Below are 18613 nucleotides of genomic sequence, written 5' to 3'. Positions count from 1 at the left end.
CGGAGTTGCGGCGCTCATCAGAGAAGAGCACGGTGACGCTCGCAGGATACGCCTGGCGGAGCATCCGTGACAGTGCCTACGGTGCGAGCGCGTCGGGGGTGTCCACCGCGCCGCCGAAGCGGCGGTCACGGTCGAGGTAGAGCCCGATGGCCCGCCACAGGTCTGTGCGTGAGAAGTCGGGCCACAGCGTGTCGAGGAAGACGAACTCCGCGTATGCGGACTCCCACAGGAGGAAGTTCGACGTGCGCTGCTCGCCGCTCGAGCGGACGAACAGGTCGACGTCGGGCATGTCCGGCTGGTAGAGCCGCTTCTGGATGAGCTTCTCGGTCACCGCCGAAGGCCGCAGTCGTCCTGCGGCGATGTCGTCGCCGATCGATCGCATCGCGTCGACCAGCTCCACCCGTCCGCCGTAGTTGACGCACATCGTGAGGGTGAGCGTGTCGTTGCCGGCCGTCAGACGCTCGGCGTACTGGAGCTCCTTGATGACGCTCCCCCACAGTCTCGGCTTGCGGCCCGCCCAGCGAACACGCACGCCCCACTCGTTGAGCTGGTCGCGACGCCGGTGCAGCACGTCGCGGTTGAACCCCATGAGGAAGCGCACCTCGTCGGGAGAGCGCGACCAGTTCTCGGTGGAGAACGCATAGACCGACAGGTGCTTCACGCCGGCCTGGATCGCCCCGGCGACCACGTCGAGCAGCGCGGCCTCGCCGGCTTTGTGCCCCTCGACGCGGGTGAGCCCCTGCCGATTGGCCCAGCGGCCGTTGCCGTCCATGACGATCGCGACGTGCGCAGGCACCGACCCTGCAGGAAACGCCGGCGGATGGATCCCGGTCCAGTCGACCGGGCGATAGGGCACGGCGTCGCGATGGGTGAACGGCTTCGGCGTCATCGGTCGGATCCCGGGCCGCTCGCGACGTGCGACAGCGAGCGGATGCCCCGCTCCAGGTGCCACTGCGCGTACGCAGCGATGAGGCCTGACGCCGCCGCACAGGAGGCGGCGGACGCGGCATCCACTCGGTCCCACTCGCCGGACATGAGCGACTCGAGCAGTGCAGCCGTCTCGGAATGGACGCGAGCGGCGCCGGTGGGTGCGCAGTCGCGGCAGACCATGCCGCCCAGCTGTGCCACGAAGGTGTCGTGGGGGCCGGATGCCCCGCACCGGGCGCACTCGGCCAGCCCGGGCGCCCACCCGGACAGCGCCATGGCGCGAAGGAGGTAGGAGTCGAGCACGCTGCGGGACGCATGCTCTCCCCGCGAAAGGGCGCGCAGGCCACCGACGAGGAGAAGGTACTGCTGCGGTGTCGCTTCGGCCTCGTTGAGGCGGTCGGCCGTCTCGACCATGGCGTGCGCCGACGTGTACCGGTCGTAGTGTGCGGCGATGTCGGCGCCGTATGAGCCGAGCGACTCGGCCTGCTGCACGATGTCGAGGGAGCGGCCCTGGTAGAGCTGCACGTCGGCGACCATGAAGGGTTCGAGTCTGGCGCCGAAGCGCGACGACGTACGGCGGACGCCCTTCGCGACCGCGCGCAGCTTGCCATGGCGGCGGCTGAGCATGGTCACGATCCTGTCGGCTTCACCCAGCTTGTGGGTGCGCAGGACCACGACTTCATCGCGGTAGGTGGGCACTCGTCAATTATGGATGCCCCCTCCCCCGCGTGGGCTCGCGCCTCGCGCGCGAATCGGCCGAGTTTCAACGGTCCGGAACCGATCACACGCTTCCTCGCCGTGGGGCTTGCGGTTACTGTGTTGCGCTATGTAGTGTACGCGGCATGGTAAATAGCCCGACACAGCTCGGTCGGCTCGAGCAGGACCTCCGCAAGGGTGCCCTCGTGCTAGCCGTGCTCTCCCAGCTGCGTGCCCCGCAGTACGGCTACTCCCTGCGACAGGCACTCGCCCAGCGCGGGATGCCCATCGAGGAAGGAACCCTCTATCCGCTGCTGCGCCGGCTGGAGAGCCAGGGACTGCTCGCTTCGCAATGGCAGGCGGATGACGGGCCGCCCCGCCGCTACTACCAGCTCAGCGCGCTCGGCACCGGCGTGTACCAAGACCTGACCTCCGCATGGGGGTCGTTGGCGTCGGTGATGAACCGGCTCCTGACCGAGGAGGACTGAAGTGGATCCCAACGCCATCATCGACAGCTACGTTGCCGACGTCGTGCGGCACCTGCCCAGGCGTCAGCGCGCCGACGTCGCCTCTGAGCTGCGCTCGCTGCTCGACGACGAGCTCGGCGGTCGAGCAGCGGATGCCGGTCGCCCCGCCGATTCCGCGCTCGCCATGGAACTGCTCACAGCTTTCGGCGCACCCCAGGACGTGGCCGACCGCTACCGACCGGCCGGCTTCACGATCATCCGCCCGTCCGACGCCCCCCGATTCACCTGGATCGCACTCGGTGGCGTCGGCCTGATCTGGGCGATCACTCTGCCGGCCATCATGCTGGGTGTCATCCCGGTCACCGGCTGGGACTACGGAGCCGACACCTGGTGGGGTCGCCTCACCGTCTGGTGGCTCGGCCCGGGAATCGGGGCCCTCTGGTGGCCCGGCGTGGTGATCACCTACACCCTCATCGGAGCGCTGGTCGATCACCGCCGCGAATCCAGGCAGACGGCCTGGGCGCCTGCCCCGCCGCGCACGATCGACCGCGACTTGATCAGTCGCCCCGGCACGATCGCCGCAATCGCGGCCGCGACGGTCGGCGCCACCATTGTCATCGCCCTCCCCTGGCTCGCGTCGTGGGCACACTGGCTCCCCGAACCCGCGATCCAAGCCCTCGCGCTCGACCCCGAGTTCCTGCAATGGCGCGCGCCGTGGATAATCCCGTACTGGGCGGCGGAACTCGTCCTGTATGTGCTCGTACTCATCGCAGGACGATGGACCGTGTCCACGCTGCGTGCTCGAGCAGTGCTGTCCCTGGCAGGGGCCACCCTCCTGCTGTGGTGGTCGCTCGCCGGGCCGGTGTTCGTCTCACCAGCTACGGACACCACGGCCAGACTCATCCTCGCCACACTCGCCGCATGCATAGCGACCGACGCGGTCATCGCCTATCGCCGCAGCCGATCGACGTCCCGAAGAACACCCAGCCTCGTTTGACATCGACCGCGCTGGGCACTGGACGGACCCTCCGGAACATTGCCGGCGGGGCCCATCGGGCCAGTCGCTTCGGGATGCAGCGAATTCGCACGAGCACGATGTCCAGATCGGCGCCGAGATGGTGCGCGCCTGGCGTCAGGATGCTGACGAGTCTTAGCACCATCGCCACATGTGTCGCCGCACACGCCCCGGTCGACGACCGGCGTGTGCGCGGTCCGAGCAGAGACGGCTGAGGTCCGCGGCAGGCCTAGATTCGAGGGCCGCTGACTGCCGCTTACGATCAACCCGCGACATCGAACCCGCGCCGTGAATCGCGCAGCTCGGCTGGACCGCGGCGGCCTCTACACGTAAGCACCGACTCTGGGAACCGGTGCGGGCACGGCAAAGGTTCCAACCGCGTAGGCTCCTCGGATGACCTTCGATGCGAACGACGCGGGCACCGGCGTCGACGGAATCACCCGCGAGATCCTCACTTGGGACCAGTCCGGCGAGGCGGCACAATCGCGTGCCGTCGCAGCTGGGGAAGATGTCGCATGAGCGTGCACCTCATCGGCGGCGGCGCGACCACTAGTGCGGATGCCCCGCTCTACGCGCCGTTCGTCGCCGAAGCGGCCCTGCGAGCGGGCCATGCCGGCCGCGCGCGGCCACGGGTCGCCGTGATCTCACTGCACCCCGAGGCCGAGGAGAAGGCGGCGGCGCTTGGCGAGCTTCTGGCCGAGGCCGCAACCGGACCCGCGATCGAGCTGCACCTGACTGCGGGGCGGCGCGGCGAGCCGATCGAGCTCGGCGCGCTCGGCGACGTGGACGGCATCGCGGTGGGAGGAGGCGTCGTCGAGGACGTGCGCGCCGGGCTCGAGCCAGTGTTCGGCGAGTTGCGCCGGCTGGTCGCCGGCGGAGTGCCCTACCTCGGCGTCTCGGCCGGCGCGATGATCGCGGCGGAGGGCTCGCTCGGAGGCGGCTCGCGCATCGGCGGCGTGGTCGTCTCACCTGAGGATCCCGACGAAGCGGGCGACGAACTGGAGATCGAGCCCGGCATTGGCCTCGTCGACGTTGCCATCGAGGTGCACGTTGCCGAGCGCGGCATGCTGTCCCGACTGGTCGCCGCCGTCGAGTCCGGGCTGGTCGCGGGCGGGCTCGGCATCGACGAGCGAACAGCCCTGATCGTGAGCGATGGCGGGCTCCGGGTCGAAGGCAAGGGCAGCGTCTGGCGGGTGCTGCCGGCCGAGGGAGGCGTGCTGGTCTCCACCATCGGCACGTGAGGGCGCCCCGAAGTCCCTGACGCCAACGCGGTCTCCGTCGACCCACGAACTGCACCGCCCGACCGGTGAGAAGTGGAGGCGCAGCTCGGGTGGTGTGTTGCGTTCGAACGCCGGCGGGCGACGACAGCGAGTGCGGCCCAGGTCGAGGAACGCGGCACATCCACCTCAGGAGGGAGGCGGACCAGATCTCGCCCACATACCATCGCCGTATGACGGACATCTTCTTCAGGCCCGGTGACGACGTCTTCACCCCACAGGCTCGCGGCACGGTCATCGATGTCAGCGCGACCCCGTCCGGCAAGTGGGTCTTCGGCGTCGAAGACGCCGAAGGAGCGGTCGCGTACTTCACCAGCCGGGCCCTTCGACTCGCGCAGAACTGACGACGGCCCTCGCCCGCAGTCACACTCGCCCACATCGCGGATCCCGCCGTTGCCCCCTGCGTAACCGGATTCCGGCCGGCACCAATCGGTGTCAAGGTGGCCTCGTGGAGATCATCGAGTGGTGGCCGAAGCTGGACCCGGATGCGCGAGCATGGCTCATTGCTCACAATGGGGAGGCCGTAGTCCCCGACGTGCTGAACAAGATCGCGGCGGTCGCAGGCTCAGCGCACGAGGTCGGTGAGTCGGGACCCGATGGCCTCGTGCTCTCGGACGAGGACGTCGACTGGATCGAGGCGAGAGCGAACGACGAATCGGACTGAACCGCGTTCGCCCGAGGGCCGGCTGGCATCGCGGCGCTGATGAAGCCGTCGTAGTCGTCCACCCGGATGACACGCGACCAGCCGCCCGGATCCGACCGATGTCGTGTGCCGCCGGTAGCCCTATGCAAGCACCCAGCTGCGCTGTACGTTTCCACCAACGCGAGTGAGACCTTCAATGTTGTGGGGAATCGGAGGTACTGATGTCGAATCCGCCTGCTGGGGAGGGCACGAAACCCGGTGATCGCAAGCGGGGCTCTGACGGCAAGTGGTGGATCTGGTCGGGGTCGATGTGGATTCCCGCTGGAGTGAAGCTGCCTAAGTCCTACAAAGCGCTCGGCTCTCGGACTGGCACATACCAGTGACTCTCCGTTCGGACCAGACGCCTCCTCCTCCTCCTCCGCCACCCCCGCCCCCTGTTCCCAACCCACAGCCGCCGGCACCTAACCCAACGCCTCCTCCACCCCCGACGCCTGATCCGGACCGGGCGACCAGATGGGTGACCGCGACGAAGGACTCGCGCGACACGATCAAGTGGCTTGCCACTGCAATCGGCGCTGCGGCTGCGGTGGCCTTCGGTGCGGGACCGGTGCTGGCATCCACCACACTCGACATTGCGCAGTGGCAACCAGCGCGGGTCTTCATCTACATCGTCTCGGCAGTCGCGGGGGCTGCGGGCGTGGCCTACATCATCTGGACCCTGCTGAAGGCCCTTGTACCGCGTCCGATGAGCCTCGACGATGTACCGGCAGATGTGATTGCGCAACTCGACGCCACCGCGGAAGTCTCGTATCCCGGCGACATCAATACCTATGAGGAGTTCCTCCTCCGATTCGCTGCCTATCGAAACGCGGCCATCGGCTTCCGCTACGACGCGGCGCTGTCGGCATCGACGGCAGAACGTGCCGAACTGATCACCTGCGCCGAACAGGCCGAGGACAACCTGAAGACGCTGCGGCGCGCAGAGGACGTGATCCTTGAAAAGGCAGGATTCAGCGTCACGAGACAGGCGATCTACGACATCAAATGGCCGGTGCTGGCAGGAGTCTGCTTCACCGTCCTCGCTGTCGCCGTATTCCAGCTCACGATCAGCGGTCCTGCTGAGGAGGCTGAGCCGACCGCATCCCCCACGCAGGCGGTGATGGTGAAGATCGACACCAGCGAGTCGAAGACGCTCTGGAAAGCGCTGCGCCTCGAGGCATGCGAGATGTCGGACGGGCGGGTGCCGGTGTTGGTCGATTCGGGCTCAGGCACGACATCCGACCCCTACCTGGTGCAGACGGTCACTGTCCTCGATGGATGCCCTGCGATGAGTTTCGCTGTCACATCCCAAGCGGCAATCGTCGTCATGCCCGAGGTCGCCGATCAAGGCGAGGACGGCTGACAGCGCCCCGGTGCCGGGCACACATCGTCAGACGGCTCGACCTCGAACAGCGAACCGGTCGTCCTGGAGCCACCGGCGCGCCACGGTCGGCCTGGCGACGCGACGGTCGCGATCGACTCGCACATCGGCCGTCGGCATCGCAACCGTACCTCCGGGAGGAATCCTTCCCGGTCAGACAACGACGCAGCGGAGCCGTGTGTTGCGGATGCCGGCAGCAGCCCGCGTGAGGAAGGATGCTCTCATGCCTCGAACACGTCCCCTCCACGCGGTCACATCGGCGGCCTGGAGCGCCGTCGTCGTCCTCGCCGCCGTGTCTCTCGGTGGATGCGCATCGGTGGCCGCCGGCACGGATGCCGCAGATTCGGACTCGATCGCCGAGCTCGCAAACGCCGTGGGGATCGCGCCAGAACTCGTGTACACGACCGAGGTTGACGGCTACGATCTGGCACCGCAGTCTGTTGGGCGCAGTGGCACTGACGGGATGTCGGCCACCTGGTTCAACGGCAGCACCGGCGCCATGCTGACCATCCGCACGGTCCGTGACGTACTGACGGCAGCGTCCTGCGTCGAGACCCCGCTGTGGGAGGCACCCGACGACGTGGTCAAGTGCAGCCAGGAGGATGGAGTCTGGCACCGATCAGGGAGCAGCATCCACGAGTATGTCGCAGTTCGGGACGGTGCATCGATCCGGGTGACCGGGATGAACGCTGCCCCGCCCGCGGATCTTCTGGCTGCCGCGACAACGGTGCACGTTCCGACCCACGCTGAACTCGAACTGCTCTTCTCCGACCTTCCTGAGACTCCTGCCGAACCGGTCGAGCGCGGGGACCTACCCGAGAACGGAGACGGTGCACCGATCGACCCGGTCGGGCCCGGTGGCTGATTAGACCGCACGACGTGCGGTCGGTCACGACCGGGGTCGCTTCAACGCTCGACGCTGGCTGAGAGCTCGGCCGACCAGGTGCTCTCCGCCGACACAGGAGCCGGTGGCTCGCTCACCGTCGCGTCCAACAGCCGGCACCCGAAGTCCTGAACTATCGACGACGCCATTGAGACGCACCGAGCTCGGCCGTGCCTACTCGCCGATGGTCGTCGGGCTGAGCGCTACGCTCGCTGTATGTCTGGCCCAGTCGTCGTCGACTATGACCCGGCGTGGCCGGCGGCCGCGGAACTCTGGCTCGAACGCATCGCCTGCGCCGTCGGCAACCTTCGCGGCAGCGCCGCCTTCGAGCTCGACCACATCGGTTCGACGGCCGTTCCCGGCCTCGCGGCCAAGCCGATCATCGACCTGCAGCTCCTCGCGCCGGAACTCCCAGACCAGAACAGCTTCGTCGACGCGCTGGCCCCGCTCGGCTTCGAACTCGCGCGAGGTTCACGGCCCGATTCTCCCGGAGTGCACTCCGACATCCCGCGGCCGTCGGATTCCGCCCCCGACCCCGCAAAGCACGTCAAGCAGCTCTTCCACCGCCCGCCGGATTCCGTCGATCTCGAGATGATCCTCCACGTGCGGGTCGCCGAGTCGCCCTTCGCCGACTTCGTGCTGGCCTTTCGAGACTGGCTCCGCGACAGCAGCGAGAATGCACGCCAGTACGAGGCAATCAAACGCAGCCTGGCCGCCGAGCACGCCGACGCCGACGACTACGACGACTACACCCGCGCCAAGACAGTGTTCATGAATCACGCACAAACACAGATGGGCTGGCCGTAGCTGCGCCGGCTCGCGGACCCTTGAAGGACCGGGCTGGCGGGGCAGGCCGACCCCACCCGCGCGCACGCGAGACAAAGGAATCGCTGAGCGGTTCAACCTCGCAATATAATGTACTCTGTTCACTATGTCCGGTACGCAGATCCTTGACACGCTCCTGGCGATCACGCACGTGCTGCAGGCCGACCAGGAGCGCGAGCTCGACCGTCGCGGCTTGACGACACCCCGCACTCACCTGCTCTGGATCGTGTTCCACGGCGGGCCCGCCACACAGGTCCAGCTCGCCGAACAGCTCGACGTGACTCCGCGCAACGTCACGACCCTCGTCGACGCACTCGAAGCGACCGGGTTCGCGAGACGGGAGCCGCACCCGACCGATCGCCGCGCCGTCCTCGTGCACCTGACCGAGCGGGGACTCTCGATCATGGAGACGATGAACGCCGAGCACACGGCGCTCGGCGCCGACCTCGTCGAGGGCCTCGACGAGGAGACGGTCCGCATCGCACTGCGGGCACTCGAACACGTCCGCGGGCGCCTCGAGCAGCTCGTCGCGGAGCACGAGGAGCGACTGCACGAGGGGGCCGCCCGATGACCGCCACGGTCGAACGCACGACGATCGGCTCGCGCACCGCCAAGATCGCGCGCATGGCGTGGCGCGCCGAGATCGGCATCTGGCGCAGCCTCTACCGCTGGCTGTTCCGGCGGCCTCGCGTGCCCGCGGGCGCGTCCGGGTTTCACTACCACGCCCCGGTCCACACGATCCTGGTGATCTTCATCGTGCTGTCCGCGGTCGAGATCCCCATCGTCGACCTCATCGTCCACGACTGGCCGTGGGTGCGCATCCCCCTCCTCGCGCTCGGCATCTGGGGCGTCACCTGGATGATCGGGCTCCTGCTGAGCTACCTGACCCGTCCGCACGCCGTCGGGCCTGCAGGCATCCGCGCCCGGGTCGGCGCCGATATCGATGTCGATCTCCCGTGGGAGGCGATCGCCACGGTCGAGAAGTCACGCGACGTGCTCGAGAAGGCGCCGAAGGTCCGCGACGAGCCGCACGGACGCACCCTCGCGCTGCGCATGCAGAACGAGACCAACGTCCTCATCGACCTCGAGTCGCCGGTCACGACCCGGCTCGGCGACGACACCGTCGAGATCGACGCCGTGCGCCTCTGGGTCGACGATCTGGACGGCTTCATGACGGCGGTGCGCACCCACATCCCCTGACTCGCCCCGACAATGGAGGGGTGAACGAGCCGATCTTCGTGATCCCCCTGTGGGCGGACCTCATCGCCGTCGGACTCGGCGGCATCCAGGGCGCCCTCTTCGCTTCCGGCTTCCGGGGCGAGCGAAGACTGGATCTTCTCGGCGTCGCCATCATCGGCATCGTCGTCGGCATGGGCGGCGGCCTCATTCGCGACCTGCTGCTCAACGTCATGCCCGTCACCCTGCAGAGCAACTGGTACCTGCTCACCGCCACCGGCGCGGCACTGATCGGGATGCTGCTCGCCGGCCTCTTCCAGCGCCTCAACGCCGTCATCGTCGGGCTCGACGCCCTCGTCATGGGGCTGTTCGGGGCGTTCGGCACGAGCAAGGCGCTCGCACTCGGCCTCCCCCTCATCCCCGCCGTCTTCGTCGGCGTCTGCGCGGCTGTCGGCGGAGGGATCCTCCGCGACATGATCATGGGACTGCCGGTCGCCATCATGCACGTCGGCTCGCTCTACGCGGTTGCCGCGGGCGCGGGATGCCTCGTCCTCGCCGTCGCCCACGCGCTCGGCGCAGATCTCGTCATCGCTGCCGTCGTCGGCCTGGTGGTGACGACGGTCATCCGGCTGCTGGCGGTGATCTTCGACATCTCGCTGCCGGAACAGCGGGCCCTGTATCGCCGGAAGGTCGCGGTCGAGACATCCGCCATCCCGATCGTGAAGTCCTGACAGCGGGCCGCGCTCTGGCCCGCCGTCAGGACTGGATCACACGCCGGCCAGTGCGCTCGAGCGCTCGCGGGTGCGGATCGCCCGGTTCACCCCGGAGACGATCGCCTTGAGCGACGCGGTCGAGATGTCTCCGTCGATGCCGACCCCCCACAGACGCTCACCGTCGACCTGCAGCTCGACGTACGCCGCCGCCTGCGCGTCTCCGCCCGCGCTGAGCGCGTGCTCCACGTAGTCGTAGAGGGTGACGTCGAAGCCCTGCGCCCGTACGACCTCGAGGAAGGCGGCCACTGGGCCGTTGCCGTGTCCGGATGCCTCGTACGGCGCATCTCCGTCGCGCAGGGTGACGTCGAGCGAGACGTCGCCCGACATGTCGCTGCGCGTACTCGTCGCGAGGAGCTCGAAACGTCCCCAGCGCTCGTCGGCGACCTCGGACGGAAGGTACTCGTCGCGGAAGACCGCCCAGATCTGGTCGCTCGTGACCTCGCCGCCGTCGGCGTCGGTCTTCGCCTGCACCACGCCCGAGAACTCGATCTGAAGCTTCCGGGGCAGGTCGATGGCGTGGTCGGTCTTCAGCAGGTAGGCGACGCCGCCCTTGCCGGACTGCGAGTTCACGCGGATGACCGCCTCGTACGAACGCCCGAGGTCCTTCGGGTCGATCGGCAGGTACGGCACGGCCCAGTCGATCTCGTCGACCGAGACGCCCTCGGCCGCTGCGCGGGCCTCCATCGCCTCGAAGCCCTTCTTGATGGCGTCCTGGTGCGAGCCGCTGAACGCGGTGAAGACCAGGTCGCCCGCCCACGGGCTGCGCTCGTGCACCGGCAGCTGGTTGCAGTACTCCGCGGTGCGCTTGACCTGATCGACGTCGCTGAAGTCGATCTGCGGGTCGATCCCCTGCGTCAGCAGGTTGATGCCCAGCGCGACCAGGTCGACGTTCCCGGTGCGCTCGCCGTTGCCGAAGAGGCATCCCTCGATCCGGTCCGCTCCGGCCATATAGCCCAGCTCGGCGGCGGCGATCGCGGTGCCGCGGTCGTTGTGGGGATGCAGCGACAGGATGACGTTCTCGCGGTGCGCGAGGTGACGGCTCATCCACTCGATCGAGTCGGCATACACGTTCGGCGTCGCCATCTCGACGGTCGCGGGCAGGTTGATGATGACCTTGCGGTCAGGGGTCGGCTCGAACACCTCGAGCACCTGATTGCAGACGTCGACGGCGAACTCGAGCTCGGTGCCGGTGTAGCTCTCTGGCGAGTACTCGTAGAACACCTTGGTCTCGGGCACGCGCTTCTCGAATTCGCGGCAGAGGCGGGCCCCCTCCAGGGCGATGTCGATGATCCCCTGGCGGTCCGTACGGAACACGACCTCGCGCTGCAGGACACTGGTCGAGTTGTACAGGTGGACGATCGCCTGCTTCGCGCCGGCGATCGACTCGTAGGTGCGCTCGATGAGATGCGCGCGCGCCTGCGTCAGGACCTGGATCGTGACATCGTCGGGGATCAGGTCCTCTTCGATCAGCTGGCGCACGAAGTCGAAGTCGGTCTGGCTCGCGCTCGGGAACCCGACTTCGATCTCCTTGTAGCCCATGCTCACGAGGAGGTCGAACATGATGCGCTTGCGCTCGGGGCTCATCGGATCGATGAGCGCCTGATTCCCGTCGCGCAGGTCGACGGCGCACCAGCGGGGTGCCACCGTGATGCGGTTGCCGGGCCAGGTGCGATCGGGCAGATCGACCGCGATCTGCTCGTGGTAGGGCCGGTATTTGTGGACCGGCATGCCTGAGGGCTTCTGCGTGTTCTCCATGATGTCGCTCTGATTCTCTCGTCGAAATGACGGGCCGACGACAAGCTCCGCGACGAGGAGGGCCCTAGATCGAGGCCTCGTCGCGGCAGCTAAGGAGAAGCAGCGAGCCTGCACGCATGGCCCCAGGTTACACCTGTCCGTTGAGCAGGGCGAAACTCCCGTCACATTACGGTGAGACGATCGCTCCGCCCAGGACACTGATCGGGTATGACACGTCATCGTCGACACCTCCTGGTCGCGCTGGGCGCGGCATCCGTCCTCGCTCTCGCGGGCTGCGCCACCCCCGCTGGGTCCGGCACGCCGTCGAACCCGGCCGACGCGCCCCCGGGCGCCTCGCTCGGGTCGCTCTGGCCCGCGCCGCCGGAGGGCGATGTGCTCGCGCAGGGCACCGTGATGGACGTCGGCGGCGACGTCGAGCTGTGCCTCGGCGCGGTCGCGGAGTCCTATCCCCCGCAGTGCAGCGGCATCCCGATCACGAACTGGACGTGGGAGGGCATCCAGGGCTCCGAGACGTCGGGCGACGTCATCTGGGGCAGCTACGCCGTGCAGGGGACATACGACGGCGAGGAGTTCACGGTCACCCAGCCGCCCATCATGCTCGCGCTCTACGACCCGATGCCGTTCGAAGACCCCACCGGAGGCGAGGCGGGCGCGGGCGACGAGGACGCGCTGCTCGAGATCCAGGAGGAGCTCCCCGACATCCTCGGTGAGGCGTACCTGGGCTCGTATCCCGACAACGGATGGCTGTGGGTCGATGTCGTGTGGGATGACGGCACCTGGCAGGATGCCGCGGACGACGACTACGGGGACGACACAGTGATCATCCGCTCGGCTCTGCACCCCGTGGACGGCTGAGCGCCCGGGCCGGCGGACTGCTCAGGGCAGCAGCGCGATCTTCCCCCCAGGATGCCCGCCCGCGAGGAGGCGAAGGGCTTCTCGCGCCTCAGCGAGCGGGTACGCGCGAGCGACAGGCACCTCGAGCAGTCCGCTCCCGGCCAGGGCGACGACCTCGCCGCGGACGCGGTCGCGGTAGGCCGCGCTCTCCGGACGTGAACCCGCGATGGCGTGGAAGCCTTCGTTCGCGGCGCGCTGAGACGCAACGATCGTCACGATGCGCGTCGGCTCGCCCACCAGCTGCAGCGAGGCGTCGACGGCCTCGTCCGTGCCGACGGTGTCGAGCGCGGCGACGATCGGGGCCGACGAGACATCCCGGATCCGGCCCACGAGTCCCGGCCCGTAAGCGACCGGCAGGCCGCCGTACCGACGGACACGGTCGAAGCTCGACGGGCTCGCCGTGCCGATCACCCGGGCACCGGCGGCCGCGGCCTGCTGCAGCAGGCTGACGCCCACCGCACCCGATGCGCCGTGGACGAGGATCGTGTCTCCTGCCGTCACACCGGTGACGTGCAGCATCTCGGACGCCGTCGTGCCGGCGAGCAGAAGGTTGGCCGCGGCCTCGTGCGATAGCGACGCGGGCTTCGCGAACACCTTGTCGGCAGCCACCGTCAACGCGGTGGCATACCCGCCCTGCACGCGGAAGGCAACGACCTCGTCGCCGACGGCGACCTCGCCCGAGCCGATGCGCGTGCCCGGTCCGATCGCGGCGATCACGCCCGACACCTCGTACCCGATCGGCACCGGCAGCGACGTACCCGCCCGCTCGACCGCCACGTGCTTGTAGTCGGCGGGGTTCACCCCGGCCGCGCGCACGCGGATCGTCACCTCGCCGGACCGCGGCTTCGGCACCTCGACCTCGACGAGCTCCCAGCCCTCGGGACTCCCCCACGACCGAGCCTCCCACCGCCGGGCCATGTCAGAACCCGAGGCGCCCGAGCTGCTTCGGATCCCGCTGCCACTCCTTGGCGACGCGCACGTGGAGCGACAGGAAGACCCGCGTGCCCACGAGCGGCTCGATGCCGGCGCGGGCGCGCTTTCCGACATCCGCGAGTCGAGAGCCCTTCCGGCCGATGATGATCGCCTTCTGGCTGTCGCGCTCGACGACGATGTTCGCGAAGATGTCGGTCAGGTCGGAATCCTCGCGGGGCCTCATGTCCTCGATCGTCACCGCGATCGAGTGCGGCAGCTCATCGCGCACGCCCTCGAGCGCGGCCTCGCGGATGATCTCCGCGACGCGGTCCTCGATCGACTCGTCCGTGACCACGTCGGCGTCGTAGAGCGCGGGGCCGAGCGGCAGGAGGACCAGCAGCTCGTCCGTCAGCACATCCAGCTGCTCGCGTGTGAGGGCCGACAGAGGGATGACCGCCGCCCAGTCCTCGCGCAGCGAGTCGACCTCCATGAGGCGTTCGGTGATCTGGTCTCGGGAGGCGGCATCCGTCTTGGTGACGATCGCGACCTTCTTCGCCCGGGGATAGTTCGCCAGCGACTCGGCGATGCGGCGGTCGCCGGGGCCGACCTTCTCGGTCGCCGGCACGCAGAACCCGATGACGTCGACATCGCCCAGCACCTGCTCCACGAGGGAGTTGAGGCGCTCGCCGAGGAGCGTCCTCGGCTTGTGGATGCCGGGGGTGTCGACGATCACGAGCTGCCCGGCCGGGCGGTTCAGGATGCCGCGGATCGCGCGACGCGTGGTCTGCGGCTTGTCGCTCGTGATGGCGACCTTCTCACCGACCAGCGCGTTGGTGAGCGTCGACTTGCCCACGTTGGGACGGCCGACGAAGGTGACGAAGCCGGAACGGGTCGTCTCGGTCATGGGCGATCCCCTTTCTTGGAGACGCGCACCTCGCCGGTGCGCGGCGACACGATGCGGATCTCGCCCGTGCGCGGGGAGCGGCCGAACGCCGCTTCGGCGGCGTCGAGCGCTTCGCCGCGCTCGACGAAGACCGTCGAGATGCCGCGGCCCCTGCCCCGTGAGGCGCCGCCGGTCATGACGAGTCCCTCATACTCTGCCGTGGCGCCCGGCTGCGGGACGCGGCCGAGTGCCTTGCCGAGGAGACCCCCGATGGAGTCGACGTCCTCATCCTCGAGCTCGATCCCGAACAGATCGCCGACCTCGTCGAGACCGAGTCTCGCGCTGACCCGGAAGTGCCCGGGCTCGAGCTCGGTCACTTCGTCGCTGCGGGGGTCGTACTCGTCGGCGATCTCGCCGACGAGCTCCTCGATGAGGTCTTCGAGCGTGACGAGACCCGAGACGCCGCCGTACTCGTCGATGACGAGGCACACATGCACGGCGTCGCGCTTCATCTGCTGAAGCAGCGTCTCGGCCTTCATCGACTCGGGAACGAACACCGCAGGGCGCGCGATGCGGCTGATCGGGGCATCCCGCCACCCCGACTCGTCGCGGAAGCCGAACTGCACGAGGTCCTTGAGATAGAGCACGCCCACCACGTCGTCGGCGTCGTCGTCGACGATGGGCACACGGGAGATGCCCTTGTCGAGGAAGATCGCCATGGCCTCGCGCGTGGAGGCCGAGGCATCCACGGTCACCATGTCGGTGCGCGGCACCATCACCGCGCGAACGAACGTGTCGGTGAAATCGAAGACGGAGTGGATCAGCTCGCGGTCGTCCTGCTCGATGAGCTCGTTTTCGGCGGCCTCGTCGATGATGCTGAGGAGCTGCTCCTCCGAGGCGAACGACGCACCTCGCGACGCACCCGGCGTGATGCGCGTGCCAAGGGCGACGAGGCCGTGCGCCAGCGGCCCGAGGAAGATGCGCACTCCGCGCACCACCGGTGCCGCGCCGCGCAGCAGGCCCTTGGCGTGCTGGCGACCGATGTTGCGCGGGCTCGCGCCGACGACGACGTACGACACGCCGGTCATGAGCACGGCGGCCGCGAGCATGGCCCACCAGATGCTGTCGAAGAGCAGCGTGAACGCGACCGTCACCAGCACGGCCGCCGTGGTCTCGGCGAGCACCCGGATGAACACCACGGCGTTGGCGTGGGCCTCGGGATCGGCGGCGATCCTCCGCAGTGACGCCGCATTGCGCCCGCCGGCGCCGAGTTCGGCCAGATCGGCGCGCGAAGTGACGCCCAGCGCGGCGTCGATCGCCACCATCAGAGCACCGAACCCCAGCAGCAGGACTGCGGCGACGAGCAGGAGTGCAGCGGTCATGCGCGATTTCGGCGTCGCTCCACGGCCTGGAAGGCCGTGATGAGCTCACGCTGCAGCCCGAACATCTCGCGCTCCTCGTCGGGCTCGGCGTGATCGAAGCCGAGGAGGTGTAGGAGGCCGTGGGTGGTGAGCATGACGAGCTCGTCCATCGTCGAGTGCTTCGCTGCCACAGCCTGCGTCTCGGCCACCTGGGGGCACAGCACGATGTCGCCGAGGAGACCCGCCGGCGTCGGCATGTCCTCGGTGCCGGGACGGAGCTCGTCCATGGGGAAGCTGAGGACGTCGGTGGGGCCGGGCTCGTCCATCCACTGGACGTGGAGAGCCTCCATGGCGCCTTCGTCGACCAGAAGGATCGCGACGTCCGCGTCGGCGCTCACGTGCAGCTCGGTGAGGTTGTTCTCCATCAGGCGCAGGAGGACCGTCTCGTCGACCTGGATGCCCGACTCGTTGCTGATCTCGATGGTCATGAGCGTCCTCGCTTGGGGAGATGGTCGCGGGGGTTCTGAGGGCGCATCCCCGAGCGCCGTTCGGCACGGTTGGCGAATTCGGACGCCTCGTCTCGCTCGCGGCGGCCGGCGAGGCGACGCTCGTCGTACTCGGTGTACGCGTCGACGATTCGACCGACCAGCGTATGGCGGACGACGTCGTCGCTCGTGAGATACGAGAAGTGGATGTCGTCGATCTCGCCGAGCACCCGGGTCACCAGACGCAGCCCCGAGGCGCCCTGAGGCAGGTCGACCTGCGTGATGTCGCCGGTGACGACCATGCGGGTGCCGAAGCCGAGCCGGGTGAGGAACATCTTCATCTGCTCGGGTGTGGTGTTCTGCGCCTCGTCGAGCACGACGAAGGAGTCGTTGAGGGTCCGGCCGCGCATGTACGCGAGCGGAGCCACCTCGATGGTGCCGGTCGCCATGAGCTTGGGCACGAGCTCGGGGTCCATCATCTCGTTGAGCGCGTCGTAGAGCGGGCGCAGGTACGGGTCGATCTTGTCCGTGAGCGTGCCGGGCAGGAATCCGAGCCGCTCTCCCGCCTCGACGGCCGGCCGCGTCAGGATGATGCGGTTGACCTCCTTGCGCTGCAGCGCCTGCACGGCCTTCGCCATCGCGAGGTAGGTCTTGCCCGTGCCGGCCGGCCCGATGCCGAACACGATCGTGTTCTCCTCGATCGCGTCGACGTAGGCCTTCTGGCCGAGCGTCTTCGGACGGATGATCTTGCCGCGCGACGACAGGATCGCCTCGCCGAGCACCTCGGAGGGCCGCGGGCCCCCCTCGGTGCGCAGAATGCGGCTGGAGGACGACACATCCGACTCGCCCAGCGCGTGCCCTGCCTTCGTCATGGCGAGCAGCTCGTCGACGAGCGAGCGCGCGGCGGCCACGGCATCCGCCTCACCGGTGAGGGTGATCTCGTTGCCGCGCACGTGGACGTCGACACCGGGGTGCTCCTTCTCGACGACGCGCAGGAGCCGATCCTGCGGGCCGAGCAGCTGCACCATGGCGACGCCGTCGGCGTACACCCGGTCGACCACGGGGTCAGGGGCGGATTCGTCAGGCACCAAGGCTCTCTTCCTCGAGTCCTCCGGCGAGCACATGGGCATGCACATGGAAGACGGTCTGGCCCGCGTTCGGACCGGTGTTGAATACCAGGCGGAAGTCGCCGTCGGCGTGCTCCGCGGCCAGGCTGTTGGCGAGACCGACGACCTCCGCGAGAAGGCCGGGATCGCCTGCCGCCAGCTCGACGACATTGCGGTAGTCCTCGGTCTTGGGGATCACCAGGAGGTGCACCGGCGCCTTGGGGGCGATGTCGCGGATGGCGAACACGTTCTCGGTCTCGGCGATGATCTCCGAGGGGATCTCTCCGTTGTGGATCCGCGTGAAGATCGATGGCTCGCTCATACGTCGAGTCTACCGACGGGGGTCGGCGCGGGGCGGGACGCGATCCGTCGGACGACGCTCACCAGCGCCCGAGCGCGGCACTGACCACGGCGAGGGCCGCGGGGCCTGCGGTCGAGGTTCGCAGCACGCTGTCGCCGAGCCGCACCAGCTCGGCGCCGGCCTGCTCGAGCGCGTCGAGCTCGTCGGCGGCGATGCCCCCCTCGGGGCCGACCACAAGCATGACGTCGCGGTCCTCTCCCGCCAGTGCGGTGCCGGTGAGCCGCAGCGCGCCCGTCGGCTCGAGCACGAGGGTGCGGGATGCCGCGGCCCGCGCCACGAGCTGCTTCGTCGTCGTCAGCGGCGAGACCTCGGGGATCCAGGCGCGGTGCGCCTGCTTCGCCGCCTCTCGCACGATCGTCGCCCAGCGGGCACGGCCCTTGTCCGCCTTGGCCGCGTCCCAGCGCGAGACGCTGCGCGTCGCCTGCCAGGGCACGATCTCGTCGATGCCGAGCTCCGTGGCCGCCTGGACGGCGAGCTCGTCGCGGTCGCCCTTGGCGAGCGCCTGGACCAGCACCACGCGCGGGCGCGGGGGCGCGGAATCCGTCCGCGAACCCACGCGGATGACGACCTCGCGCGGCGCGACCGACTCGCACGTCCCGGTGAGCCACGCTCCACGGCCGTCGCCGACGGTGACCTCTTCGCCCACACGGACGCGCCGCACGGCCGCGGCGTGGTGCGCCTCGGACCCGGTGAGCACGACCATGTCGCCGGGACCGGCGGTCGTCGGCTCGTCCAGGACGAAGTGCAGCGCCAC

At 68.8% G+C, this 18613-nt stretch carries 23 protein-coding genes; 13 read left to right on the top strand and 10 right to left on the bottom strand.

Annotated elements, in window-relative coordinates:
• Window positions 1–76: 76 nt before the first annotated feature.
• Window positions 77–889, bottom strand: coding sequence for an isoprenyl transferase (locus EER34_RS11390; protein ID WP_127474910.1), 813 nt, complete (start codon window positions 887–889; stop codon window positions 77–79).
• The gene (recO, locus tag EER34_RS11385; RefSeq protein ID WP_127474908.1) at window positions 886–1626 is read right to left on the bottom strand and encodes a DNA repair protein RecO; all 741 of its coding nucleotides are present in this window, start codon (window positions 1624–1626) and stop codon (window positions 886–888) included. Before recO ends, EER34_RS11390 begins: the two co-directional genes overlap by 4 nt.
• A 143-nt stretch (window positions 1627–1769) precedes the next feature.
• Between recO and EER34_RS11380 the strand changes: the two genes are divergently transcribed.
• The 12 genes from EER34_RS11380 (at window position 1770) to EER34_RS11330 (ending at window position 10060) form a co-directional block, all read left to right on the top strand.
• On the top strand, window positions 1770–2111 hold the full coding sequence (locus EER34_RS11380) for a PadR family transcriptional regulator (RefSeq protein ID WP_127474906.1): 342 nt from the start codon (window positions 1770–1772) through the stop codon (window positions 2109–2111).
• A gap of 1 nt (window position 2112) precedes the next feature.
• Window positions 2113–3087: a hypothetical protein gene (locus tag EER34_RS11375; protein WP_127474904.1), complete on the top strand. Its 975-nt coding sequence runs from the start codon at window positions 2113–2115 to the stop codon at window positions 3085–3087.
• A 411-nt stretch (window positions 3088–3498) separates the two neighbouring features.
• On the top strand, window positions 3499–3624 hold the full coding sequence (locus tag EER34_RS17850) for a hypothetical protein (protein WP_276317249.1): 126 nt from the start codon (window positions 3499–3501) through the stop codon (window positions 3622–3624).
• Window positions 3621–4346, top strand: a complete 726-nt coding sequence (locus tag EER34_RS11370; protein ID WP_127474902.1) for a Type 1 glutamine amidotransferase-like domain-containing protein — start codon at window positions 3621–3623, stop codon at window positions 4344–4346. Before EER34_RS17850 ends, EER34_RS11370 begins: the two co-directional genes overlap by 4 nt.
• A 209-nt stretch (window positions 4347–4555) precedes the next feature.
• Window positions 4556–4726, top strand: a complete 171-nt coding sequence (locus EER34_RS17505; RefSeq protein ID WP_164743542.1) for a hypothetical protein — start codon at window positions 4556–4558, stop codon at window positions 4724–4726.
• 104 nt (window positions 4727–4830) lie between these two features.
• Window positions 4831–5046, top strand: coding sequence for a hypothetical protein (locus EER34_RS11365; RefSeq protein ID WP_127474900.1), 216 nt, complete (start codon window positions 4831–4833; stop codon window positions 5044–5046).
• Window positions 5047–5542: 496 nt separating this feature from the next.
• The gene (locus tag EER34_RS11355; RefSeq protein WP_127474896.1) at window positions 5543–6427 is read left to right on the top strand and encodes a hypothetical protein; all 885 of its coding nucleotides are present in this window, start codon (window positions 5543–5545) and stop codon (window positions 6425–6427) included.
• Between the two features lie 334 nt (window positions 6428–6761).
• Window positions 6762–7310 (top strand): hypothetical protein, encoded by a 549-nt coding sequence (locus EER34_RS11350; RefSeq protein ID WP_240642291.1) that lies wholly within the window; start codon window positions 6762–6764, stop codon window positions 7308–7310.
• A 234-nt stretch (window positions 7311–7544) separates the two neighbouring features.
• Complete coding sequence (locus tag EER34_RS11345; protein WP_127474892.1) at window positions 7545–8135, top strand: GrpB family protein; 591 nt, start codon at window positions 7545–7547, stop codon at window positions 8133–8135.
• Window positions 8136–8259: 124 nt separating this feature from the next.
• Complete coding sequence (locus EER34_RS11340) at window positions 8260–8724, top strand: MarR family winged helix-turn-helix transcriptional regulator (protein ID WP_127474890.1); 465 nt, start codon at window positions 8260–8262, stop codon at window positions 8722–8724.
• On the top strand, window positions 8721–9353 hold the full coding sequence (locus EER34_RS11335; RefSeq protein WP_127474888.1) for a hypothetical protein: 633 nt from the start codon (window positions 8721–8723) through the stop codon (window positions 9351–9353). The genes EER34_RS11340 and EER34_RS11335 overlap by 4 nt, the downstream gene beginning before the upstream one ends.
• A gap of 20 nt (window positions 9354–9373) precedes the next feature.
• Complete coding sequence (locus EER34_RS11330; RefSeq protein ID WP_127474886.1) at window positions 9374–10060, top strand: trimeric intracellular cation channel family protein; 687 nt, start codon at window positions 9374–9376, stop codon at window positions 10058–10060.
• A gap of 36 nt (window positions 10061–10096) precedes the next feature.
• On the opposite strand, the gene leuA is transcribed toward EER34_RS11330, so the two are convergent.
• Window positions 10097–11857, bottom strand: coding sequence for a 2-isopropylmalate synthase (gene leuA, locus EER34_RS11325; protein WP_127474884.1), 1761 nt, complete (start codon window positions 11855–11857; stop codon window positions 10097–10099).
• 207 nt (window positions 11858–12064) lie between these two features.
• Here leuA and EER34_RS11320 point away from each other — a divergent pair, with 207 nt between their 5' ends.
• Window positions 12065–12712, top strand: a complete 648-nt coding sequence (locus tag EER34_RS11320) for a hypothetical protein (RefSeq protein ID WP_127474882.1) — start codon at window positions 12065–12067, stop codon at window positions 12710–12712.
• Between the two features lie 21 nt (window positions 12713–12733).
• Here EER34_RS11320 and EER34_RS11315 read toward each other — a convergent pair whose 3' ends face one another.
• The 7 genes from EER34_RS11315 to EER34_RS11285 are packed head-to-tail and all read right to left on the bottom strand — an operon-like array spanning window position 12734 to window position 18613.
• Entirely contained in the window at window positions 12734–13669 is a 936-nt protein-coding gene (locus EER34_RS11315) for an NADP-dependent oxidoreductase (protein ID WP_127474880.1), read from the bottom strand.
• A gap of 1 nt (window position 13670) precedes the next feature.
• Entirely contained in the window at window positions 13671–14567 is an 897-nt protein-coding gene (gene era, locus EER34_RS11310; protein ID WP_127474878.1) for a GTPase Era, read from the bottom strand.
• On the bottom strand, window positions 14564–15928 hold the full coding sequence (locus EER34_RS11305) for a hemolysin family protein (RefSeq protein WP_127474876.1): 1365 nt from the start codon (window positions 15926–15928) through the stop codon (window positions 14564–14566). Before EER34_RS11305 ends, era begins: the two co-directional genes overlap by 4 nt.
• Complete coding sequence (ybeY, locus tag EER34_RS11300) at window positions 15925–16395, bottom strand: rRNA maturation RNase YbeY (RefSeq protein ID WP_127474874.1); 471 nt, start codon at window positions 16393–16395, stop codon at window positions 15925–15927. Before ybeY ends, EER34_RS11305 begins: the two co-directional genes overlap by 4 nt.
• Complete coding sequence (locus tag EER34_RS11295; protein ID WP_240642348.1) at window positions 16392–17420, bottom strand: PhoH family protein; 1029 nt, start codon at window positions 17418–17420, stop codon at window positions 16392–16394. Before EER34_RS11295 ends, ybeY begins: the two co-directional genes overlap by 4 nt.
• Window positions 17421–17472: 52 nt before the next feature.
• A complete protein-coding gene (locus tag EER34_RS11290; protein WP_127474870.1) occupies window positions 17473–17820 on the bottom strand; it encodes an HIT domain-containing protein in 348 nt (115 codons plus the stop codon).
• 58 nt (window positions 17821–17878) lie between these two features.
• Complete coding sequence (locus EER34_RS11285) at window positions 17879–18613, bottom strand: 16S rRNA (uracil(1498)-N(3))-methyltransferase (protein WP_127474868.1); 735 nt, start codon at window positions 18611–18613, stop codon at window positions 17879–17881.

The sequence above is a fragment of the Microbacterium sulfonylureivorans genome, assembly GCF_003999995.1.
Lineage (GTDB): Bacteria > Actinomycetota > Actinomycetes > Actinomycetales > Microbacteriaceae > Microbacterium > Microbacterium sulfonylureivorans.
The sequence above is the reverse complement of the archived record's forward strand: the minus strand, read 5'-3'. Positions and strand labels throughout refer to the sequence as shown.